This window comes from Paraburkholderia sp. UCT2, from assembly GCF_014397665.1.
GTDB classification, from domain to species: Bacteria; Pseudomonadota; Gammaproteobacteria; order Burkholderiales; family Burkholderiaceae; genus Paraburkholderia; species Paraburkholderia tuberum.
The window spans coordinates 1-19,999 of record NZ_VZQO01000011.1; the positions used below are offsets into that span (position 1 = coordinate 1).

The 19,999-nt window shown below is 63.0% G+C and carries 20 protein-coding genes; 12 read left to right on the plus strand and 8 right to left on the minus strand.

Features of this window, described 5'->3' with window-relative positions; translation table 11 throughout:
• Positions 1–284 precede the first annotated feature (284 nt).
• Positions 285–530, plus strand: a complete 246-nt coding sequence (locus F6X39_RS11330) for a DUF6723 family protein (protein ID WP_090809892.1) — start codon at positions 285–287, stop codon at positions 528–530.
• 47 nt (positions 531–577) lie between these two features.
• Here F6X39_RS11330 and F6X39_RS11335 read toward each other — a convergent pair whose 3' ends face one another.
• Positions 578–814 (minus strand): hypothetical protein, encoded by a 237-nt coding sequence (locus F6X39_RS11335; RefSeq protein WP_184035304.1) that lies wholly within the window; start codon positions 812–814, stop codon positions 578–580.
• Between the two features lie 198 nt (positions 815–1,012).
• Here F6X39_RS11335 and F6X39_RS11340 point away from each other — a divergent pair, with 198 nt between their 5' ends.
• The 5 genes from F6X39_RS11340 to F6X39_RS11360 all read left to right on the plus strand — a co-directional run bounded on the left by F6X39_RS11340 (position 1,013) and on the right by F6X39_RS11360 (position 5,143).
• Positions 1,013–1,339 (plus strand): hypothetical protein, encoded by a 327-nt coding sequence (locus F6X39_RS11340; RefSeq protein WP_187616692.1) that lies wholly within the window; start codon positions 1,013–1,015, stop codon positions 1,337–1,339.
• 60 nt (positions 1,340–1,399) lie between these two features.
• On the plus strand, positions 1,400–1,576 hold the full coding sequence (locus tag F6X39_RS11345; protein ID WP_187616693.1) for a hypothetical protein: 177 nt from the start codon (positions 1,400–1,402) through the stop codon (positions 1,574–1,576).
• Between the two features lie 53 nt (positions 1,577–1,629).
• On the plus strand, positions 1,630–2,175 hold the full coding sequence (locus tag F6X39_RS11350; RefSeq protein ID WP_187616694.1) for a cupin: 546 nt from the start codon (positions 1,630–1,632) through the stop codon (positions 2,173–2,175).
• 265 nt (positions 2,176–2,440) lie between these two features.
• The gene (gene tkt, locus F6X39_RS11355) at positions 2,441–4,522 is read left to right on the plus strand and encodes a transketolase (RefSeq protein ID WP_187616695.1); all 2,082 of its coding nucleotides are present in this window, start codon (positions 2,441–2,443) and stop codon (positions 4,520–4,522) included.
• Between the two features lie 162 nt (positions 4,523–4,684).
• Complete coding sequence (locus F6X39_RS11360; protein WP_018425186.1) at positions 4,685–5,143, plus strand: bacterioferritin; 459 nt, start codon at positions 4,685–4,687, stop codon at positions 5,141–5,143.
• Here the strand turns inward: F6X39_RS11360 and F6X39_RS11365 are convergent.
• Positions 5,140–6,204, minus strand: a complete 1,065-nt coding sequence (locus tag F6X39_RS11365) for a DMT family transporter (RefSeq protein ID WP_410450051.1) — start codon at positions 6,202–6,204, stop codon at positions 5,140–5,142. The genes F6X39_RS11360 and F6X39_RS11365 overlap by 4 nt on opposite strands.
• On the opposite strand from F6X39_RS11365, the gene F6X39_RS36755 reads away from it, so the two are divergent.
• The gene (locus F6X39_RS36755; RefSeq protein ID WP_262413944.1) at positions 6,125–6,382 is read left to right on the plus strand and encodes a hypothetical protein; all 258 of its coding nucleotides are present in this window, start codon (positions 6,125–6,127) and stop codon (positions 6,380–6,382) included. The genes F6X39_RS11365 and F6X39_RS36755 overlap by 80 nt on opposite strands.
• A 146-nt stretch (positions 6,383–6,528) precedes the next feature.
• Here F6X39_RS36755 and F6X39_RS11375 read toward each other — a convergent pair whose 3' ends face one another.
• A complete protein-coding gene (locus tag F6X39_RS11375; RefSeq protein WP_187616697.1) occupies positions 6,529–7,362 on the minus strand; it encodes an oxidoreductase in 834 nt (277 codons plus the stop codon).
• Positions 7,363–7,516: 154 nt separating this feature from the next.
• Between F6X39_RS11375 and F6X39_RS11380 the strand changes: the two genes are divergently transcribed.
• From F6X39_RS11380 to F6X39_RS11390, 3 genes are all read left to right on the plus strand, one after another.
• Positions 7,517–8,428 (plus strand): AraC family transcriptional regulator, encoded by a 912-nt coding sequence (locus tag F6X39_RS11380; RefSeq protein ID WP_260321133.1) that lies wholly within the window; start codon positions 7,517–7,519, stop codon positions 8,426–8,428.
• 1,316 nt (positions 8,429–9,744) lie between these two features.
• Entirely contained in the window at positions 9,745–10,161 is a 417-nt protein-coding gene (locus F6X39_RS11385) for a TadE/TadG family type IV pilus assembly protein (RefSeq protein ID WP_187616698.1), read from the plus strand.
• A 10-nt stretch (positions 10,162–10,171) separates the two neighbouring features.
• The gene (locus tag F6X39_RS11390) at positions 10,172–11,359 is read left to right on the plus strand and encodes a pilus assembly protein TadG-related protein (RefSeq protein WP_187616699.1); all 1,188 of its coding nucleotides are present in this window, start codon (positions 10,172–10,174) and stop codon (positions 11,357–11,359) included.
• Between the two features lie 213 nt (positions 11,360–11,572).
• Here the strand turns inward: F6X39_RS11390 and F6X39_RS11395 are convergent, their stop codons facing one another.
• The 5 genes from F6X39_RS11395 to F6X39_RS11415 form a co-directional block, all read right to left on the minus strand.
• A complete protein-coding gene (locus F6X39_RS11395) occupies positions 11,573–11,863 on the minus strand; it encodes a hypothetical protein (protein ID WP_187616700.1) in 291 nt (96 codons plus the stop codon).
• Between the two features lie 228 nt (positions 11,864–12,091).
• Positions 12,092–12,520: a VOC family protein gene (locus F6X39_RS11400; RefSeq protein WP_187616701.1), complete on the minus strand. Its 429-nt coding sequence runs from the start codon at positions 12,518–12,520 to the stop codon at positions 12,092–12,094.
• Positions 12,521–12,770: 250 nt separating this feature from the next.
• On the minus strand, positions 12,771–13,871 hold the full coding sequence (gene zapE / locus F6X39_RS11405) for a cell division protein ZapE (RefSeq protein ID WP_187616702.1): 1,101 nt from the start codon (positions 13,869–13,871) through the stop codon (positions 12,771–12,773).
• 238 nt (positions 13,872–14,109) lie between these two features.
• Entirely contained in the window at positions 14,110–15,945 is a 1,836-nt protein-coding gene (locus tag F6X39_RS11410; RefSeq protein WP_187616703.1) for a thiamine pyrophosphate-requiring protein, read from the minus strand.
• A 96-nt stretch (positions 15,946–16,041) separates the two neighbouring features.
• On the minus strand, positions 16,042–16,944 hold the full coding sequence (locus F6X39_RS11415; protein WP_090809917.1) for a YihY/virulence factor BrkB family protein: 903 nt from the start codon (positions 16,942–16,944) through the stop codon (positions 16,042–16,044).
• A gap of 159 nt (positions 16,945–17,103) precedes the next feature.
• On the opposite strand from F6X39_RS11415, the gene F6X39_RS11420 reads away from it, so the two are divergent.
• Both F6X39_RS11420 and F6X39_RS11425 read left to right on the plus strand, forming a co-directional pair.
• Complete coding sequence (locus tag F6X39_RS11420; protein ID WP_187616704.1) at positions 17,104–18,186, plus strand: ligase-associated DNA damage response exonuclease; 1,083 nt, start codon at positions 17,104–17,106, stop codon at positions 18,184–18,186.
• Between the two features lie 10 nt (positions 18,187–18,196).
• The gene (locus tag F6X39_RS11425) at positions 18,197–19,870 is read left to right on the plus strand and encodes an ATP-dependent DNA ligase (RefSeq protein ID WP_187616705.1); all 1,674 of its coding nucleotides are present in this window, start codon (positions 18,197–18,199) and stop codon (positions 19,868–19,870) included.
• The last annotated feature ends 129 nt before the right edge of the window (positions 19,871–19,999 follow it).

The following is a 19,999-nucleotide window of genomic DNA, read 5'->3' on the forward strand; positions in this document are numbered from 1 at the left end:
CGGCCCTTCTCGCGGCAACCCCAGTTCTGAATTTCATTCCAGGGGAATGCCCGCTATCGGCCGTCCCCTTGGGGGACGGCCGATAGCGGGCATTCGCACGTGCGTTCCATATGTAAACAGACCCTAGTCTTCGTTCAGACGCGCAATGCTCGTGCCGCATGCCGACGGATGTCGTTCGCCTGGAACGTCAATTGCTGGAACCCGGCACGCGCGCCGCATCGCGATGACCGCGCGCGCCCGGCTCACAGACATCGCCCACGCAAAGCACAGGACGAGGAGCGCATATGGCGCGACACAAGGCCGACGTTGCCGACGACGACTTCGAGATTTTCGCCAGCTATCACGGAACAGGCGACGGCCGATACATAGGTGGGCTGAAGGTTGTGAGGAAAGCGGACAGGCGGATTCTGTTCCCGTTCGAGGGCGCACCGCAGATCGGCCCCTATGCGACCGCCGACGAAGCACGCCGCGCCGCGATTGCGTACGGCCGCAAGCTCGTCGCGGCCGATCGTGCCGCGCCCGAAGGCTGAGCGGGCGCAGCCGGCTTGGCAGTGCTTCCGTGAGAGGCGCAGAGCCATCAGGGCAGACCGCCGAGCGATGGTGAAATCGTGCTGCCGCGCGCGGGATCGTCCGGATGTTCGTCGGGCACGGTGGGGCGCGCCGACAGCGGCGGATGATCGCGATAGCAGGTGTCGACCGAACCGTCGACGAGGCAGTTCTGGAACGCATCGGCGTCGCTCTTTTGCGCGAACGTGTACAGCGTGCGCTCGACCTGCACCTCGGTATCGGATACGCGAATTGTCGTAATGCTCATGAGGTTCTCCGTCGGGGGCGCGCCTTTTTTACAAAGCGAACGTGCCGTGCTACCGCCTTCGAGGTCGCAATGGCCGTGCCTGTTGCGCTGCGCGCGGACTTCTCCGGCAAGGCTCGAATGTTGCTGCGTGAACCAGATGCCCGTTCGAGATGGCGCGTGATGACGCGAATCGACGGCAGAACAAACGAGGAGGGCCCGATGCAAGATCCCCAATCGACCGACACCCCGCAGCAGAGCGCGACGCTAGGCGGCGAGCAGTCCGCGAGGCCAGATAACCGCGCCGCGCCCACGATGTCCGACGAAGTCAAAGCCCGCAACAAGCCGAGCGGCACGCACTACGTCGAGCCGAGTCCGCTCGGCATCGAACCGGTCGTGCAGACCGGCGTGGACAAAGCGACCAATCCGCCACGGTCGAGCGAGCGGCCGCGCCACGGTGCCGAAGTGCCGCTCGGCAGCGGCGAGCACGCCGAGCCGCCGGGCGGCGGCGGGCGCGAATCGCATCACAAGCAGCCGGGCGAGCAATGACACGGCGCGTTGCGTGCCAGCCGTGCATCCAATCCGTCAACACTCAACCGGAGAAAGCGCATGCAAGCGGACAATCCAACCCAATCGATGAACCCCGGCGACGAAGCGCCGCCCAACACGCCGGGCGCTGGCGAAGACCTGTGCGGCGCCTGCCACGGCACGGGCAAGGTCGAGGGCGCTCGCTGCGCGGTGTGCGGCGGCACGGGCAAGGTGCTGCAGGGCATCGGCGGAGGCTAGCCGGCTGCTCGTGCGCAGGTTCGCGGCAACCGCATCACAAGCCAGGAGCAACCATGTTCAACGAGTCCAGGCACGGCTTCGACGCCGCGCAGACCGAATACGAAGCGTTCATGCTGGAGCCGCACGACTGGGTGCCGAACAACAGCAAGCTGCCGGTCGTGTTGTACCGGCGCGCGCTGTCGCCCGGCAGCGGCAATCTGCCCGCCGCGTTCGAAATCCTCTTCGAGCGCAACGCATGGCCCGCGCAGTGGCGCAACGGCATCTTCGACTTCCATCACTTTCACGCGACCGCGCACGAGGTGCTCGGCGTGACAGACGCGAGCGCCGAGGTGATCGTCGGCGGGCCAGGCGGACGCGTGGTGACGCTGCACGCGGGCGACGTGCTGCTGCTGCCGGCCGGCACCGGCCATTGTCTGCAATCGTTCGAGCGGCATTTTCAGGTGGTGGCGGGCTATCCGTTAGGGCAGCAATGGGACATTCGCCGCGAAGCGCTGACGCCGCAGGAACTCACCGAGATGCTGGCGTTGCCGTTTCCGCCGCTCGATCCGATCGACGGCAAGCATGGTCCCGTCATCGAGTTTTGGCTGCAGTCGGCCTGAACTTCGTCGTTTGCGAAGCAACCGACCTGCCGCGGCGTGGCGTGCAGAGTTGCGCGGTTAGGCGCATCATCTGTGGGCTTTGCCGCGATTTTCCGGCGCGCTTTCGGCGGTGACGCTGGCACGTGGGCGGTTCGACGTGCGGCTTCGCGTCCTTATCGACATGCCCGGGCGCGCGCGATTCCATGTCGACACGATGCACCGATCCGTCCGCGCGCTCCGCGGCGCGCGTCGGCCGTCTTCCAAATTGCCGAACAAGGAGCGTCCCATGCAAAACGATTCCGCCCTCGATCAGTTGTGCATCAACACGATCCGCACGCTGTCGATGGACGCCGTGCAGAAAGCCAATTCCGGCCACCCCGGCACGCCGATGGCGCTCGCGCCGGTCGCGTATCACCTGTGGCAACACCATCTGCGTTACGACCCTGACGAGCCGCTGTGGCCGAATCGCGACCGCTTCGTGCTGTCGGCCGGGCATGCGTCGATGCTGCTGTATTCGCTGCTGCATCTGGCCAACGTGAAAGCCGTCGACGAACACGGCAAACCGACCGGCGCGCCGGCCGTGTCGCTCGACGACATCGAGCATTTCCGCCAGATCGACAGCAATACGCCGGGCCACCCCGAGTACCGGATGACGACCGGCGTCGAGACCACCACGGGACCGCTTGGGCAAGGGCTCGGCAATAGCGTCGGCATGGCGATGGCCGCGCGCTGGTACGAGAGCCACTTCAATCGCGCGGACGCGCCGCTGTTCGACTACCGCGTGTACGCGATTTGCGGCGACGGCGACATGATGGAAGGCATCTCGCACGAAGCGGCCTCGCTCGCGGGGCATCTGAAGCTGTCGAACCTGATCTGGATTTACGACAGCAACCGCGTGACGATCGAAGGCCATACGGACCTCGCGTATAGCGACGATGTGGCAAGCCGCTTTCACGGCTACAACTGGCACACGCTGCACGTCGGCGATGCGAACGACACCGCCGCGCTGGAAAAGGCGCTGGTCGAAGCAAAGAGCGTGACCGACCGGCCGTCGCTGATCGTGGTCCACAGCATCATCGGTTGGGGGGCGCCGCACAAGCAGGACACCGCGTCCGCGCATGGCGAAGCGCTCGGCGTCGAGGAAGTCGCGCTCGCCAAGAAGTTCTACGGCTGGCCCGAGGACAAGTTCTTCTACGTGCCCGAGGGCGTGCACGAGCGCTTCGCGCAGGGCATCGGCGCGCGCGGCAAGGCGGCGCGCGAACAATGGCAGGCGAAGTTCGACAGCTACAAAAAGCAGTATGCGGAGCTCGCGCGCGAATTCGCGCAGATCGAGGCGCACGAATTGCCGCAGGGCTGGGACAGCGACATCCCGAGCTTCAACGCGGACCCGAAGGGCATCGCGACACGCGAATCGTCGGGCAAGGTGCTCAATGCGATTGCCGCGCGTGTGCCGTGGATGATCGGCGGCGCGGCGGACCTGTCGCCGTCGACGAAAACCAACCTGAAGTTCGAAGGCGCCGGCAGCTTCCAGGCGGATCACTATGCCGGCCGCAATCTGCACTTCGGCATTCGCGAGCATGCGATGGGCGCGGTGGTCAACGGTCTTGCGCTATCGAATCTGCGCGCGTACGGCTCGACGTTCCTGATCTTCAGCGACTACATGAAGCCGCCGATCCGCCTGTCGGCGATCATGGAAGTGCCGGCCATCTTTGTGTTCACGCACGATTCGATCGGCCTCGGCGAAGACGGTCCGACACATCAGCCGATCGAGCAGCTCGCGTCGTTGCGCGGCGTGCCCGGCCTAACGGTGCTGCGTCCCGGCGACGCGAACGAAGCAGCCGAGGCCTGGCGCGTTGCGCTGACGCAGCCGCATCGGCCGGCGTGCATCGTCTTGTCGCGCCAGCCGCTGCCGACGCTCGACCGGAGCCGCTATGCGCCCGCGAGCGGCGTCAGGCACGGTGCGTATGTGCTCGCCGATGCGCCCGACGGCAAGAAGCCCGAGGTGATCCTGATGGCGACCGGCAGCGAGTTGTCGATCTGCGCCGACGTGTACGAGAAGCTGAAGAGCGAGGGCATCGCGGCGCGCGTCGTGTCGATGCCGTCGTGGGACATCTTCGAGCGCGAGGACAGCGCGTATCAGGAGTCGGTGCTGCCCGCGGACGTCGAGGCGCGCGTCGCCGTCGAGCAGGCTGCGTCGCTCGGCTGGGATCGGTATACAGGACGGCTCGGTGCGCAGGTCGTCATGCATACGTTCGGCGCGTCGGCGCCGATCGCGGATCTGAAGAAGAAATTCGGTTTCACGCCGGAAGCCGTGTATCAGGCGGCGAAGCAGCAGATCGAGCGGGTGAAGAAGGGCAAGGGCACTTGAGCGTGCGGCGCTCGACGAGGTCGTGAACGCTTGATGCGAAAAGCGGTGGGCCGGCGGGATCTATCCGTTTCGATCAGGCGTGCGGCCACCGTTTGCGGCCGCTTGCCGGCCTACCCGGTCGCGAGGCCGGACGCCTCGCCACGCCATGAAAGGAGACTTCAAATGGCCGAGATCAATAAGGAAGACGTCGTTGCGGTGCTGAACCGGATTCTCGAATCCGAGTTGGCCGGCGTCGTCCGATATACGCACTATTCGTTCCTTGTGTTCGGATTCGGACGCATTCCGATCAGGTCGTGGTTGCGCGCGCAGGCCGATGAATCGTTGTTGCACGCACAGCAGGCCGGCGAATGGATCACGACTCTGGGTGCCTATCCGTCGCTTGCGATCGGTCCTCTGCTCGACTCGCACACCTTCGATATCTCTTCGATCCTCCGCGAGTCGTTGCAAGCCGAGAATCTTGCGTTGCAGTTGTATCGCGACCTGCTGGCGCTCGTCGAGGACCGCTCGGTTGCACTCGAGGAGTTCGCCCGTCAGATGATCCACGTCGAGGAGATGCACGCGGGCGAAGTCGACAAGATGCTGCGCCGCCCTGGGGAAATGACGACGTCGGAGGACAGCTAGTGCTGATGCCGATGATGGATATCGGGGAAATGCGCGTGCGAATGTGTAATGGGCAGATGCACGTGGGGATGCGTGTGCGGCTCTTCACCGGCATAAGGAAACTCATGCGCGTGCTGATGGTGCTCGTCATGGCGATGCCGGTGCGTGTGTTCAAGAAACTCATGGCTGTGCTCATGCTCATGCCGCTCGCGCACATGTAGCCAGATACCCAGCGCCATCAGGGCGGCGGCAATCCAGAAAGACAGATTGGGTAGCGCGGGCCATATGATCAGCGAAAGCATGACACCGAAAAGCGGCGCAACGGAAAAGTACGCGCCTGTACGCGCCGTACCGAGATGGCGAAGTGCAACAACGAACAGCACGAGGCTGATGCCGTAACCGCCAAGCCCGGTCAGCATCGCTGCCGCCATGGTTCCTGCTGACGGAAGCGAAGCGCCCGCCGCGATCGCAATGCCGAGATTCACGGGACCGGCCACCATCCCTTTGAGACACGCGATCACCATCGCGTCGTTCGCCGAGACCTTGCGCGTCAGGTTGTTGTCGATTGCCCAGCACAGACACGCGCCGACGATCAGTAACGCACCCACCGGCACGCCTGACTGTCCCGGATGCCACGACAGAAGCACGCCGCCCGCAACGATTGCCACCATCCCGAGAAAAACCTGAATGTCGACATTTTCCTGGAAGACCACCCAGGCAATCACTGCGGTCGACACACCCTCAAGGTTGAGCAATAACGAACTCGTTGCCGCTGGTGTGGTGGACAGGCCCAGCATCAGCAATGCGGGGCCGGCGACGCCACCCATCGCTATCGCCCCGATCAGCCAGGGCAACTCGCCTTTGGTGATGCGGTGGTCCGCGGCGGACTGAAGCCCGCGCGATCGGAAGGCACGCCACGCGATGCCGACCCCAAGCCCCAGGCCGCTACCGAGATAAAACAGTCCTGCGAGCATGAAGGGGCTGACTGAGCCGAGCAGCGCCTTGGCCAACGGTGTCGCGGCGCCGAACAGCGCCGCGGCGATTAAGGCGGTGAATATCGCGCCGTATCCTGATCTCACCACTCCAACCTCTTGTCCGCAGCAGAAGGGACAGTTTACAGACCATCGCGGGGGTGACGGACGAAATTCGCCGTTCGGCGCGGCAGCGGTGAACCTGGTCGTCACCGACACGCGGCTCGACTATCGCGGCGGTCACAGCCTGCGCGTCGACAACTACGAGATCGACCAACGGGCGCTATAACTTCACGCCGGCGCTGATCGCGGGAGTCGGCTACATCTTCAGTCCTGTTTTGACGTCTGCGTCGCTTCCCGTCCCAGCTTTGCCCTGTCGGTCCAGGCCTTTCATTGAGGATACGGTTCTCGACAGCTTGTCGGCCTCGGCGCTCATCAGCCGTCCGTCGAAACGGTGGTAGCCTCCCATGCATCGATTTCCACGTTCAATGCCGACAACTTGTCTCGAACAAGCCCGAGTGCGTCGCTACCGAGCAAAAGACGCGTGGGCGGATGATCCGCTGCCATGGCGGCCAGCATTGCGCGCGCCGCTTTCCTGGGATCTCCCAATTGCTTGCCGCTTTTTTCCTCGCGGGCCTGGCGGATGGGATTGAAAATATCGTCGTAATCCGAAATCGAGCGGGGGGTCCGCGTCATCGAGCGACCTGCCCAGTCAGTGCGAAATGAGCCCGGCGCCACGGCCGTCACGGCAATACCGAAGGGCTTGACCTCTTTGCCAAGCGCCTCGGAGATGCCCTCCAACGCAAACTTGCTCCCGCAGTAATAAGCGATTCCCGGCATCGTGATGTAGCCGCCCATCGATGTGATATTCAGAATGTGGCCGCGGCGGCGCTCACGCATGAACGGCAGGACGGCCTTCATCATGGCGACCGCACCAAATACATTCACATCGAACTGTCGGCGCATATCCGAGAGCGGCGATTCCTCCATGATGCCCTCGTGGCCGTAGCCGGCATTGTTGACCAGCACATCGACTGGTCCGACGCCAGCCTCGATTTCCGCCACGACGCCGTCGATCGCGTCGAAGTCGGTCACGTCGAGCACGCGTCCCCAAGCAGCATTCGCGGATACGGACTCGAATTCACGCTTTGCCTGGGCACTTCTCACCGTACCGACGACCTTGTGACCCACCGCCAGCGCTTCCTGTGCGAGCGCGCGGCCAAAGCCGCTGCTGACGCCGGTGATGAGCAGAGTTTTGCTGATTGCCATTGAAGCTTCTCCCGAATGTCGATTGGAGAGTGCATACTAATCTGACCAGCGAGGCAAATTAAGCCGAATTCCGCTGATTTTCTTGCATAAAACTATGAACACGATACGCGCTTTGGCCCAGCATCCAGCTCTATCCTCTCGAAGCCAGAAACGCATGATTGTCCTGCTACGCGCGTTGGCGCCCGACGAGGGCTACAACCTGACGGCACTGCCGAGCGTCCGCATCTTGCGGTCGAACCGGGCGCTATCGCGCACGCCCGTTCTGTACGATCCCGGTATCGTGATCGTCTGCCAGGGCCGCAAGCGAGGTTATTTCGGCGACCAGCTCTACCTGTACGACGAGCGTCACTACCTGGCCGTGTCCGTGCCCGTGCCGTTCAGCATGGAGACCGACGCAACCGAGGAGCGCCCACTGCTCGCGCTGTATCTGCACCTCGATTTCGCATTGGCCGCCGAACTTGCGGAGCGGATCGACCGCGAAGGCGTGGGGGAGTGCGCACCAGCACCTCAAAGCATGATGTCGACGCCGATGGATGACGCAATGCAAGCGTCCGTGCTGCGCTTCCTCGAGGCGATGCATCGGCCACTCGAATCTGCTGTGTTGGGCGCCGGGCTGCTGCGTGAACTGTATTTCCGGGTGCTCACCGGAGCCCAGGGAGGCTCGTTGCGCGAGGCTTTGGCGATGCGAGGACAGTTCGGACAGATAGGCCGCTCACTCCGCCTGATTCATGCAAGCTATGCGCAGCCCCTCGACGTAAGGCAACTGGCCGACGAAGCGGGTATGAGCATTCCGAGTTTCCACAGCCACTTCAAGGCAATTACGCAGGTGTCGCCGATGCAATATGTGAAGTCGACGCGCCTTCATCAGGCTCGCCTGTTAATGGTGCGCAAGGAGCTAACCGCGGAGGCGGCGGGACACGCTGTGGGTTATGCGAGCCCGTCCCAGTTCAGCAGGGAATTCAGGCGTCTGTTTGGCTTGACGCCGGCCGCAGAGGCAAAGCGTATGCGCGAGAGCTTCGCGATCCCGGCAGTATTCGCTGATACGGCTTATGTCTCGTCGCACTGAATTTGCCGCGGTTCGGTTCGATCGTAGATCAGTGATCGGACATCCACGAATGTCTGCTAGACGGTGAGAAGCATGCGCCCACAACGTCGTCATGGAGGACGGTTACTTTTGACGAGGGAGGCTGTCAGCGCAGGTTGAAACCCGCCGCGAGTAACCGTCTTCGCTGGCCGCGGGTTGCCAGACGGCCGGCCCCGCGTCGTAATCGAGGCAGCGCTGGATCACAACCGGCACCGGTGAGCGCGATTGTTCGATATCGCACCGATTGTCCGAAAGTTAGGGGGGATACTGGGACGGCGGCCGTTTTCAAGCGGCGATGCAAACCACCGAGCCAACGGATCAACTGACTGCATGAAGGACTCGATCAACAACACACCGCTGGTCGCTCGGCTGCGCGACGTAGAAACCAAATGGAAACGATCCCATGCCCAAGATCTTTTTCGAGCGGCCTGGTAAAGGCCCGTGTTGACCGCTTCTCTTGACGACGAATACACAATCGCGGTCACGCGCCCAGATGGCTGTGCGTGTGTGGATGACGAAGCACGAACGCGTCGGGCCATGTGCCTGCGTGAGGGTTCGCGAAAACGTCGCAAGGCTAAAGTTCTTGCACAGCGACGACTCGAAACTCGCGGGCAGATGCGATTGGTGGAATCACTATCGCTCCCATTCGCCGGAGTCTTCTTGAATCGAAGCCTGCGCGATAAACGCAACTCAGCTATGTCTGACTGCGCGAGAGCAGCCGCGGCCGGAGTTGTCGAGGCGCTGCGGCCGGGTCAAGCCACTTTCTCATCCACCGCGATGCAGTAACGTCGATCTCATTGAGCATGAGGCATCTGAAGCAATAAACCGGGCGGCCAGGATCAAGCGTAGCGAGATAAACTAATCCAATGTGTCGTCTTCAATAGCCGTTTTGCCTTTATTGCTGAAGAATTGTCTGGAAGCGCACAGATTCCCCCGATATGCCTCGTATGCTTTAGCGCTATAAGCGAAGCCAAAATGACAACCAGATGGCTTCTCGAGGCCCTTCGCATTCAACAATCACATGCGGAGTGTGGCACTCAACGTCGGGGGACACCATGAGAAATCAAGCGAACAGCACCGTCGCGATTCCATCATATTTCAAGCGTGCCACGTCATCGGTGTTACCTCGATGTGCGCTGGCTCGTTACTGTTCACGCCCACTTCGATTCCCCGGCGCTAGCCGCGCCTTTGCGAAATTCAGGATCGCGTCCACCGAATCAGCGTCCAGAGCAGAGCGCAAGCTTTAGCCAACGAGGTGCTGTCGGTGACTGTTGCGTGAGCGCATACGGAGTCAAATAATGAGCCTGAAAAAAAAGCAAAAGGGCGTGGTGGCCGTTGAAACCGCGCTCGTACTTCCGATCCTGCTGCTGATCGTGTTTGGGATCGTCGAGTTCGGCCTGGCGCTGTACGACCAGGCTGTCATCACCAACGCCGCCAGGGAGGGCGCGCGGGCGGGCATCGTGCTAACAAGTCCCAGGCCCACGACGACAAACATCACCAACGTGGTGACCAACTATACGTCCTCGTACCTGATTTCGTTTGCGACGAAAAACCCCACACCGTCGGTCTCGGTGACCAACGCAGGCGGGTCGTTCGGCACCGCGTTGGCAGTCAAGGTTTCGTACACGTTCACAGGGTTGCTGCTCGGCCCCCTGATGAACCCGTTGACTGGGCCGATCACCTTGAGCTCCACGGCCACGATGAACAACGAATAAGAAGAACATCATGCGTAACATCCATACCATGCGTACTCAGCGCCGCGCAAAATCGATGAAGAAGCAAAAGGGTACGGTGGCCATCATGGTCGCTCTGCTGCTGCTTATGCTCCTGAGCTTCGCGGCGCTCGCGATTGACATTGGCAACCTGATGCTCGCCCGCACTCAGGCACAGACCGCCGCCGACGCTGCGGCGCTTGCAGGGGCACAGTGCCTATATGCCCAAGCCAACAACCCTGGCTGCAACAACGCGAACGCCGCGAATCCGGATTGGAACGACTCGCAGACCGAGGCTGTTTCGTTCGGACCGGATAACAACGTCCAAGGGGCAGCCGTGCAACTGCATTCGTCGGATGTCACTACCGGCTATGTGAATGTCAGCAATGTCGCGGCTGGTGTATCCCAGGCAACCGTGCCGGTAGCAAGCGGAAACATCGTGCCGGCGGTTCAGGTGACGGTCCACAAGGACGGGACCGACTCTAACGGGGTCGTTCCGGTGTATCTGGCACAAGTGCTGAACATCAAATCGCTGAAAACGAGTGCGACAGCGACTGCGGTCGTGGCTAGTCCTGGAACCGCTGAAGTTGGGGCACTGTTCCCGATTGTCATGTCGAAATGCCTCTACGACACCTACTGGAATTCGGCGACCAATTCACCCGATCTTGCTACCAGTACAACCGACCCCCAAGCGGCGAACAACGGCACGCCAATTCCGCAGACGATCGGCCAACCGTACATCTTCGCGATCAGAGCGTCGTACCAGGCCGCCAATTGCAACGCAGGGCAATGGACTTCCCTCTCATCGGCGAACAGCCAGCTTGGTTCCAGCGCCATAGTCGGGTTGATGACGAGTGGAAACGCGAGTCCGATGTCTATCGGCGAACCGATCTATCTTGAAACGGGCCTAAATAGCAATGCGTTCCACGGTGTTGCAACGTGTAGTCAGATCGCGGCGGGTTCGGCGGGTAGTTGTGCCTGGGTGACGGTAGCTGTAGTGAGTAACGTCACGGGGGGACAAGGGAGTACTCCGCCGATAGTCGCATTCGGGTGCCTGCACATCCTGAACGAGACGGGCAGCGGGTCCAACGCAGTCATCACCGTTCAGATGGGCAACGATCCCAACTACTGCAAAAACAACCAAATGGACGGCATCGGGCCCAACTATGGGACGATCATGATGCCCCGGTTGGTTCAGTAGCTTTGCAATCGAGACGTCGTGGCAATCAGGGCCGACACGTTGGGGCGAACTTGGCCTTCTGGCGCGTTTATGACCGGCCAGTCACACCAACTTTTTTCTACCGTCGCGATCTGTGTTGGCAGTCGCGGCTATTCGGTCACGCTACGCCCGATGAAATTGAACCGCCTGGTCGCTTTGCGCTCATTTGCGCCCGGTTGCCAGCCTTGATTGCTCTCATTGGCCGGCTGGCGACTTTGTGGTTGGGGTCGCAAGCGAGTTGTTAACCCCGTAAGCGGGGGGGCGGGACGTCGAGCTACTGTTCGCGCTATTCGGCTGGCCCGAGGTCGGCGACCCGGAGCCGCTGTCCGTGTTGGTGGCACCAGGCGTGCCGTAGCCACTCGTTGCAGCAGCGGCCGGCGACTGTGTGGTCGGAGTCGCCAGCGTGTTGTTGCTTTGTGCATATACGCCGCCCGACAGCGTGAGTGCGGCGACGGCCGCGATCAATGTGGTGGTTGCCTTGTTCATGACACGCGTCTCCTTGGTTGGACTGCGATTTCGACGCAAACGATGCTTTCGTACTGTTTCCGTCGTGCTCGCCTAATGCCAAGTTTAGGAAAGCGATGGCTGATAGTTACGCGCATTATTCACAATGGTGAATATCGATTTTCGGCGCTAACCGGGTAACCTGACGCGCGCTGGTGCCGATCTGAGGCTATCAGTCAACGCGCGCAAGACTGCCACTGTGGTTGCCCATCATTTCTGTTCCCGCAGCCATGGCGTAAACGTGATTCCGACCAGCAATCCTTCCGGCCCGATGAAGCGACTGACCGTCTGGCCCCACGGCTCAGTCCGGTTCCTGACCAGCATCCGATACCCTTGCGATTCAAGTTCCGCCGTTGCCGCCTGGACGTCGTCGACATCAAACTCGATCCAGGCTTGCGGGATGGGTACGTCGCGAGGCCACGAATCCGTGCCGAAGCACGACTGGGAGGCGTGGGAGAGCGGCCACAAGGCGAAAGAGTTTGCGCCGTTCAGACCCTCTGTATGGAGATAGCCGCCGTTCTCCTCCTTGAAGGGGATACCGAAGGCCCGACCGTAGAGATCGCGGCTTGCCTGGGCTTCAATCACAATCGGGCCAAAACCTGCGATGAACAAGGCCGTGGCTTTTGGGCTCTTTTCCATGGCTTCTCCTTTGCCGCGAAAGAGCGGCGCGATGAAGAACGAACAGGTTCGCCCACGCCCATCGAACTGATCTGGCGGCGAGTTTTCCGGTACCGCGGGGCATGGCATGGTTGAGTGTAGGCTTGTTTCGGGTGGCCGGCGATGCATCGCCCGGCGCCGTGGCGCGTGCGTCGACGCGAAACGGCGTTGGCACGCTTTACCGTCGCTTTGCAAGAATTGCAGAAATGCGCGCGGGTCCGATACCCGGCCATCATGCCTTGGCGTTGATGCCGTCTTGCGCGTTGTCCTCGCCGCCTCGTTCAAGCGTGCTGCGATATGCGCGCGACTGCATCTCGGCAAGCCGGCTCAGCGTACGCGACAGATCATGCGCGCCTTCGAGACCGATCAACGCGGTCTCGATCGGCTGATCGGAGGCGATGAAGAGCGCACGCTTGCGGTCGTAGAAGATGTCGATCAGCCAGACGAGGCGCTGCAGCGTATGCGGCTGCCTCAGCGCTTCAGTATGCAGACGATCGACGATCAAGACTTGCCATTGCTCGGCGAGATCGAGGTAGTCGAGGTGCGAGCGGCTTGCGACGCACAATTGCTCGAAGTCCGCCCACAGCAGCACGCGGCCGGCTGCCCGCGCTTCGAGCGGCCGGTCCGCCGCGCTCAGCCTGACCGGCTCGATCGCGGCGTCGCGTTCATGCCTCGTGAAGATATCGCGCAACGCGGCCTCGCTCGACGCGTCGAGCGGCGCGAAAAAGCGCGGCACCTCGGCCGCTTCGCCGCCGAAGCGGTAATCGCGCACGCCGTCGAAATGGATCACCGTGAAGCCGCGTTTGATCTGCGCGATGGTCGGCAGAAAGCGCTCGTGAAACTCGGGGTCGGGCAACAGATCGTCCGGTGCGTAGTTCGACGTCAGCACGATACGCGTGCCCAGGTTGATCGCGGTGTCGAGAAAGCGGCCCATCAGGAACGCGTCGGCGATATCGTGCACATGGAATTCGTCGAAGCACAGCAGCTCGATACCGTCGAGCCATTGCCGCGACACGTCGCCGAGCCGGTCGTCGCCACGCGGCGCGTGCACGAGCCGGCGGTTCATCTCGCGCAGGAACTCGTGGAAATGCAGGCGCCGTTTGCGGCATGGCGCAAGCTCGAACAGCGTATCGACGACGAGGCTCTTGCCGCGGCCCGGCAGTCCGTGACAGTAGACGCCTTGCGGCCCGAACGCGGCGGTGGACCATGCCTGCCGCGCGCGCTGCTGCGCGCCGACCAACCCGACGAGCGCGCCGATGGCCTCGCGCTGCCGTGCATCGGCAGAGATGCCGCGCGCGGTCAATGCGCGCGCGATGCGGGTTTCGTCAAGCATGGGCAAGAGCGTCCATGCCTGATGACGCGAACGACGCGAATGATGTGACTTGCGCGAATGACGCAGTATGGGCCGCCGCGAAAACGGCGAGGATGTGTGTGAGCATGAGATAACGGCCGACGTGATAGCCTGCGGCGAAACAGACCCAATGAGCGCGTGCACGGAGCGCGCGCCATTTTACCAGCCACGTTCTGCGTCGAACGTTGGCGCGCACACGCGTCGTCGAGCCGCTACCGCGTCATTTGTCGTGATGCCCCGGCAGCACGGCACCGAGCACCTGCTTCGCCGTTTCGACCACCACGTTGCCCTGATCGGGGTCGCCCTTCATCAACGTCTCGACGAACGCTTTGGCCTGCGCGAGCGTAACGTGCGGCGGCAGCGGCGGCACGTTCGGATCGGCCTTCACCTCGATCACGACCGGACGATTCGACGCGAGCGCGTCGTCCCAAGCGGTGGCCATCTGATCGGGATTGTCGACATAGATGCCCTTCAGACCGATCAGCTCCGCGAAGCGGTGATACGGCACGGACGGAATGCTCTGCGAGGCCTCGAACTTCGGATCGCCTTCCATCACGCGCTGCTCCCATGTGACCTGATTCAGGTCGCCATTGTTGAGCACCATGCAGATCCAGCGCGGATCGCTCCAGCCTTGCCAGTACTTCGCGACCGTGATCAGCTCCGCCATGTTGTTCATCTGCATCGCACCGTCACCGACGAGCGCGATCACGGGCCGCTCGGGGTACGCGAACTTCGCGGCGATCGCATAGGGCACGGCCGCGCCCATCGACGCGAGCCCGCCCGACAGCGAGCACATCATGCCGCGCTGCACTTGCAGATCGCGTGCGTACCAGTTCGCGACCGAGCCCGAATCGCTGGTGACGATCGCGTTCGAGGGAATGCGCTTCGACAGCTCCCATACCGAGAGCTGCGGATTCAGGCCATCTTTCGCGGGTTCGTGCGCACGTTTCTCCAGCGTCTTCCACCAGTCGGACACCCAGCCTTCGATGCGCTCGCGCCACAGCCGATCCTTCTTTTCCTCGAGCAGCGGCAGCAGCGCGCGCAGCGTCTCGGCGCTATCGCCGACGAGGTTCACTTCCATCGGATAACGCAGGCTCAGCATGTCGGCCTTGATGTCGATCTGCACGCCGCGCGCGTCGCCTTCCTTCGGCAGAAATTCCGAGTAGGGGAAGCCCGAGCCGATCATCAGCAACGTATCGCAATGGGTCATCATGTCGTAGCTCGGCTTCGTGCCGAGCAGGCCGATCGAACCGGTCACCCACGGCAGATCGTCGGGCAGCGCGGCCTTGCCGAGCAGCGCCTTGGCGACGCCGGCGCCGAGTTTCTCGGCGATCGCGATCACTTCGTCGGTCGCGTGCAGCGCGCCCGCGCCGACCAGGATCGCGACCTTGCGGCCCGCGTTCAGCACGTCGGCGGCCTGGCGCAATTGCTCGTCGCTCGGCACGACGCGCGGGCGCGCGTAACCGATGCCCGAATGCAGCGTGCCGTGCTTGCGCCCCGGCGGCTCATAGGGGATGTCCTGCAGATCGTTCGGCAGTATGAGCGCTGTGACCGCGCGCTCGGCGAGCGCGATGCGCACCGCGCGATCGACCAGATGACGGACCTGCGCGGGCATCGTCGCAAAGCCGACGAACGAGCCGGCCACGTCCTTGAACATCGCGGGCAGATCGAGCTCCTGCTGATAGTGTCCGCCGATCGCCGCGCGCGCTTGCTGACCAGTGATCGCGAGCACCGGCATGTGATCCATGCGCGCGTCGTACAGCCCCGTCAGCAGATGCGATGCGCCCGGCCCCGAGGTGGCGATGCACACGCCCAACTCGCCGGTGAATTTGGCATGCGCGGAGGCCATGAACGCGGCCATTTCTTCGTGACGGACCTGAATGAATTCGATCGGGCCCGGCTGATCCGTGCTTTTGTGGCGTTTCTTCGCTTCGCTCTGCGCGCGGTTCAACGCGCCGAACACGCCGTTGATGCCGTCGCCCGGATAGCCGTAGATTCGCCGCACACCCCATGCGTGCAGCCGCCCGATGATGAAGTCGCCGACGGTTTCAGCCATGATCCTCGCTCCTCGATAGCCAGTCGATGCCGCCCTGCGAAATGGGCGGCCGTCGTCGGTATCGGCGAGCAAGGCTTGTTCCTTGCGAATGGCTTGCTACCCGGTCTTGATCCTCGGCTGCGGCGCGTCGAGCGGTTCGTGGCCGAAGCGCTCGTATTGCGATATCACCTGCGCGCCGAACAGCAGCAGTGTCGCGAGCCATTCGAAGCTGAGCAGGATCACGATCGCCATCGTCAGCGAACCATAGACGACGCTGACCTGCGACAGCGTGGCGAAATACCAGACCAGCACGTGCCGCGTGATCTCCCACAACGCGCCGGCCACCACGCCGCCGATCAGCGCGTGTTTGAGCGACGGCCGTCCCACCGGCATCACCAGATACACCGAGGTCAGCACGAAGATTTCGCCGGCGAGCCCGAACAGATACAGCATCACTCGCGAGAAGCCCTGCAACGACACGTGCAGGCCGAACAGTCTGAGTCCTTCGGCGCCGATCGTGTCGAGCGCGCTCGACACGAACGTGACGATCAGCAGCCCCACGCCGAGAAACAGGATGTAGCAGTACGGCAGCAGCGCCGAGATCAGGAAGTGGCGCCGCTTCACGACGACCCGATGCACGAAGATCAGCGACATCGCGTTTTCGAGCACGGTGAACGCGAGCGAGCTGAAGAAGATCATCGTCAGCAGCAGCACCCAGCCGATTACCGCGCGATGCAGCAGGAAGTTCGACAGCTCGCGCACGAGCGCGGCCGATTGTCCGGGCACGAGCCAGCGCAGCAGATGCGCAAGCGCGTCGAGCACCAACTGCTGCGGCACCACGCGCGACAACACGATGACGATCAGGATCAGCAGCGGCACGATGGACAGCAACGCGTAGTACGCGACCGCGCCCGCGAGCAGCAGCCCCTGGTTCGCGCGAAACGCTTTCAGCGTTTGCAGCAGGAAGCGCCAGGGATGTCTGGCGATATACAGCGCTTGCTGGTCGAGCAGGATCGGCATGAGGCCTCGCGGTGCGCGCCGGGCACTGCCGGATGGCAGCCGCTCTCGACACGCCTGTGTGCTTTATATACCGTAAGCAGAAACGGGGCCATCGATGGCGCGGCATATAGTTTGCTTGGCCGCGTTCGCAAGATCGCGTTCCCTTGCCGAGGACAGCCGATGGATCAGTCGCCGCGTCAGACCGACACCGCGCCGCAAGCCAACGATCTGGTGATCGCGCGGCCGGAGGGACTGTATTGCCCGCCCGGCGATTTTTACATCGATCCGTGGCGGCCGGTCGAACGCGCGGTGATCACACATGCGCATTCCGACCACGCGCGTTTCGGTCATCAGCGCTACCTGGCCACGCGCGCGGGCGCGAGCGTGCTGCTATCGCGGCTGCCCGGCATCGCGCTGCACACGCTCGACTATGGCGAGCCATTGACAATCGGCGCGGCGCGCGTGTCGCTGCATCCGGCCGGGCACGTGCTCGGCTCGGCGCAGGTGCGCATCGAACACGCGGGCCGCGTGTGGGTCGCATCGGGCGACTACAAGCTCGAAGCCGATCCGACCTGCGCCGCGTTCGAACCGGTGCGCTGCGATACGTTCATCACCGAATCGACGTTCGGTCTGCCGATCTACCGCTGGGATACGCCGCAAAGCGTGTTCGATTCGATCGATTCATGGTGGCGTCACAACGCCTCCGAAGGGCGCGCGTCGGTGCTGTTCTGCTATTCATTCGGCAAGGCGCAACGCGTGCTCGCGAGTGTCGATGCGGCGATCGGGCCGATCTTCTGCCACGGCGCGCTCGAGCCGCTCAATCGCGCGTATCGCGACGCGGGCGTGCGTCTGCCGGCGGTCGGTCTGGTCGGCGAGATTGCCGCGAAAGACAAGGGCGTATTCAAACAGGCGCTGATCGTCGCGCCGCCGTCCGCGCAGAACAGCGCGTGGCTCAAGCGCTTCGGCGACTACAGCGATGCGTTCGCGTCGGGCTGGATGCGCCTGCGCGGCGCGCGTCGCCGGCGCGGCGTCGATCGTGGCTTCGTGCTGTCGGATCACGCGGACTGGCCGGGTTTGCAAACGGCGATACGCGAGAGCGGCGCCTCCCGCGTGATCGTCACGCATGGCTCGATCGAACCGATGGTGCGCTGGCTCAACGAGCAGGGCCTGCACGCCAGCGCGTTCGAAACGCAATACGGCGACGATACCGTCGAAGCCGATGCGGCCGGCGCCGACGAAGCGCCGGCGGCGAGCGAATCATGACGGGCACCGTATGAAACGCTTCGCGGCTCTCTACACCGCGCTCGATGCGACCACGTCGACGCACGACAAGCTCGCGGCGCTGACCAGTTATTTCTCGGTGGCCGACCCCGAAGATGCGGCATGGGCGTCGTATTTCCTCGCGGGCGGCAAGCCGCGTCAACTCGTGCCGACGCGTTTGCTGACCGAAATCGCGCGCGAGCGCGCCGGCTTGCCCGAGTGGCTGTTCGAGGAGTCGTATCACGCGGTGGGCGATCTGGCCGAGACCATCGCGCATATCCTGCCGCCCGCGTCGCGCAACTCCGAACTGGGTCTCACGCAATGGATCGAGCAACGCATGCTGCCGCTGCGCGGCCTGCCGCCCGACGAGTTGCGCAGGCGTCTGCTCGGCTACTGGGACGAACTCGACTGGGGCGGTCGTTTCCTGCTGACCAAGCTGATCGGCGGCGGCTTTCGTGTCGGCGTCGCGCGGCAACTAGTGGTGCGTGCGCTCGCCGAAGTGGCCGGCGTCGATCACAAGCGGATCGCGCAACGAATGGTCGGCTGGACCGATTCGCAACAGAAGCCCGATGCGGCGCGCTATCTGCGTCTGATCGCGCCGCAGACCGACGACGATACGCAAGCGCACGCGCCTGAACACGATAGCGACCTCGGCCTGCCGTATCCGTTCTTTCTCGCGCATCCCTTGCAGAGCGATCCGGCGACGCTCGGCGATCCCGCGCACTGGCTGATCGAGTGGAAGTGGGACGGCATACGCGCGCAACTCGTCAAACGCGGCGGCCGCGTGTGGTTGTGGTCACGTGGCGAGGATCTGATTACAGAACGTTTTCCCGAAGTCGCGGCATTGGGCGAGTCATTACCCGATGGCTACGTGATCGATGGCGAGATTCTCGCGTGGGAGCCCGGCGCGGCAGCGCCATTGCCGTTCGCGCGGCTGCAACCGCGCATCGCGCGCAAGACGCTGACGCGCAAGATACTCGCGGATTCGCCCGCCGCGCTGCTCGCATACGACCTGCTCGAAGCGAACGGACAGGACCAGCGCATGAACCCGCTCGCTGAACGGCGCGCACGCCTCGATGCGCTGGCCAGCTCCGTCGATGGCACGCTCGCGCGTGGTCTGCTGCGCATATCGCCGCTCGTCCTTGCAGCGGACTGGACCGCGCTCGCGGCGTTGCGCGACGAGAGCCGCGCGCGCGGCGTCGAAGGTTTGATGCTCAAGGAGCGCGAGTCGATGTACGGCGTTGGTCGTACCAAGGCGTCGGGCACGTGGTGGAAATGGAAGATCGAGCCTTATGCGGTGGACGCTGTACTTGTTTACGCGCAGCGCGGTCATGGCCGTCGCGCGAGTCTTTACACGGACTACACGTTCGCGGTGTGGGACGAGGCCGACGGCGTGCGCACGTTGGTGCCGTTCGCGAAGGCCTATTCAGGGCTCACGGATGAAGAGATGCGTCGGGTCGATGCGATCGTGCGCAAGACCACCGTCGATAAATTCGGCCCCGTGCGCAGCGTGACGCCAACGCTCGTGTTCGAGATCGGCTTCGAAGGGATACAAGCAAGTTCGCGTCACAAGTCCGGCGTGGCCGTGCGTTTTCCGCGCATGCTGCGCTGGCGCACCGACAAACACATCGACGCCGCCGATACGCTTGCGATGCTGAAAGGGTTCATCGATAATCGTGCGGGATAACCCGCAGAGCACAAACCCCTAACGTGTCGAGCATTTTTTTATCGGCATCGTCGCTTATTCTTTTGATAAGACCGCGTCATCGATTCGCGCCATAAGTGCGATAGCGGCATGCATTGCGTGGCCCCCTCA

What these genes read in the sequence shown, in the direction of transcription:
- F6X39_RS11330 (WP_090809892.1), top strand. Translation starts at nt 285, where the DNA reads ATGGCGCGACACAAGGCCGACGTTGCCGACGACGACTTCGAGATTTTC.
- F6X39_RS11335 (WP_184035304.1), bottom strand. Translation starts at nt 814, where the DNA reads ATGAGCATTACGACAATTCGCGTATCCGATACCGAGGTGCAGGTCGAG.
- F6X39_RS11340 (WP_187616692.1), top strand. Translation starts at nt 1,013, where the DNA reads ATGCAAGATCCCCAATCGACCGACACCCCGCAGCAGAGCGCGACGCTA.
- F6X39_RS11345 (WP_187616693.1), top strand. Translation starts at nt 1,400, where the DNA reads ATGCAAGCGGACAATCCAACCCAATCGATGAACCCCGGCGACGAAGCG.
- F6X39_RS11350 (WP_187616694.1), top strand. Translation starts at nt 1,630, where the DNA reads ATGTTCAACGAGTCCAGGCACGGCTTCGACGCCGCGCAGACCGAATAC.
- tkt (WP_187616695.1), top strand. Translation starts at nt 2,441, where the DNA reads ATGCAAAACGATTCCGCCCTCGATCAGTTGTGCATCAACACGATCCGC.
- F6X39_RS11360 (WP_018425186.1), top strand. Translation starts at nt 4,685, where the DNA reads ATGGCCGAGATCAATAAGGAAGACGTCGTTGCGGTGCTGAACCGGATT.
- F6X39_RS11375 (WP_187616697.1), bottom strand. Translation starts at nt 7,362, where the DNA reads ATGGCAATCAGCAAAACTCTGCTCATCACCGGCGTCAGCAGCGGCTTT.
- F6X39_RS11380 (WP_260321133.1), top strand. Translation starts at nt 7,517, where the DNA reads ATGATTGTCCTGCTACGCGCGTTGGCGCCCGACGAGGGCTACAACCTG.
- F6X39_RS11385 (WP_187616698.1), top strand. Translation starts at nt 9,745, where the DNA reads ATGAGCCTGAAAAAAAAGCAAAAGGGCGTGGTGGCCGTTGAAACCGCG.
- F6X39_RS11390 (WP_187616699.1), top strand. Translation starts at nt 10,172, where the DNA reads ATGCGTAACATCCATACCATGCGTACTCAGCGCCGCGCAAAATCGATG.
- F6X39_RS11395 (WP_187616700.1), bottom strand. Translation starts at nt 11,863, where the DNA reads ATGAACAAGGCAACCACCACATTGATCGCGGCCGTCGCCGCACTCACG.
- F6X39_RS11400 (WP_187616701.1), bottom strand. Translation starts at nt 12,520, where the DNA reads ATGGAAAAGAGCCCAAAAGCCACGGCCTTGTTCATCGCAGGTTTTGGC.
- zapE (WP_187616702.1), bottom strand. Translation starts at nt 13,871, where the DNA reads ATGCTTGACGAAACCCGCATCGCGCGCGCATTGACCGCGCGCGGCATC.
- F6X39_RS11410 (WP_187616703.1), bottom strand. Translation starts at nt 15,945, where the DNA reads ATGGCTGAAACCGTCGGCGACTTCATCATCGGGCGGCTGCACGCATGG.
- F6X39_RS11415 (WP_090809917.1), bottom strand. Translation starts at nt 16,944, where the DNA reads ATGCCGATCCTGCTCGACCAGCAAGCGCTGTATATCGCCAGACATCCC.
- F6X39_RS11420 (WP_187616704.1), top strand. Translation starts at nt 17,104, where the DNA reads ATGGATCAGTCGCCGCGTCAGACCGACACCGCGCCGCAAGCCAACGAT.
- F6X39_RS11425 (WP_187616705.1), top strand. Translation starts at nt 18,197, where the DNA reads ATGAAACGCTTCGCGGCTCTCTACACCGCGCTCGATGCGACCACGTCG.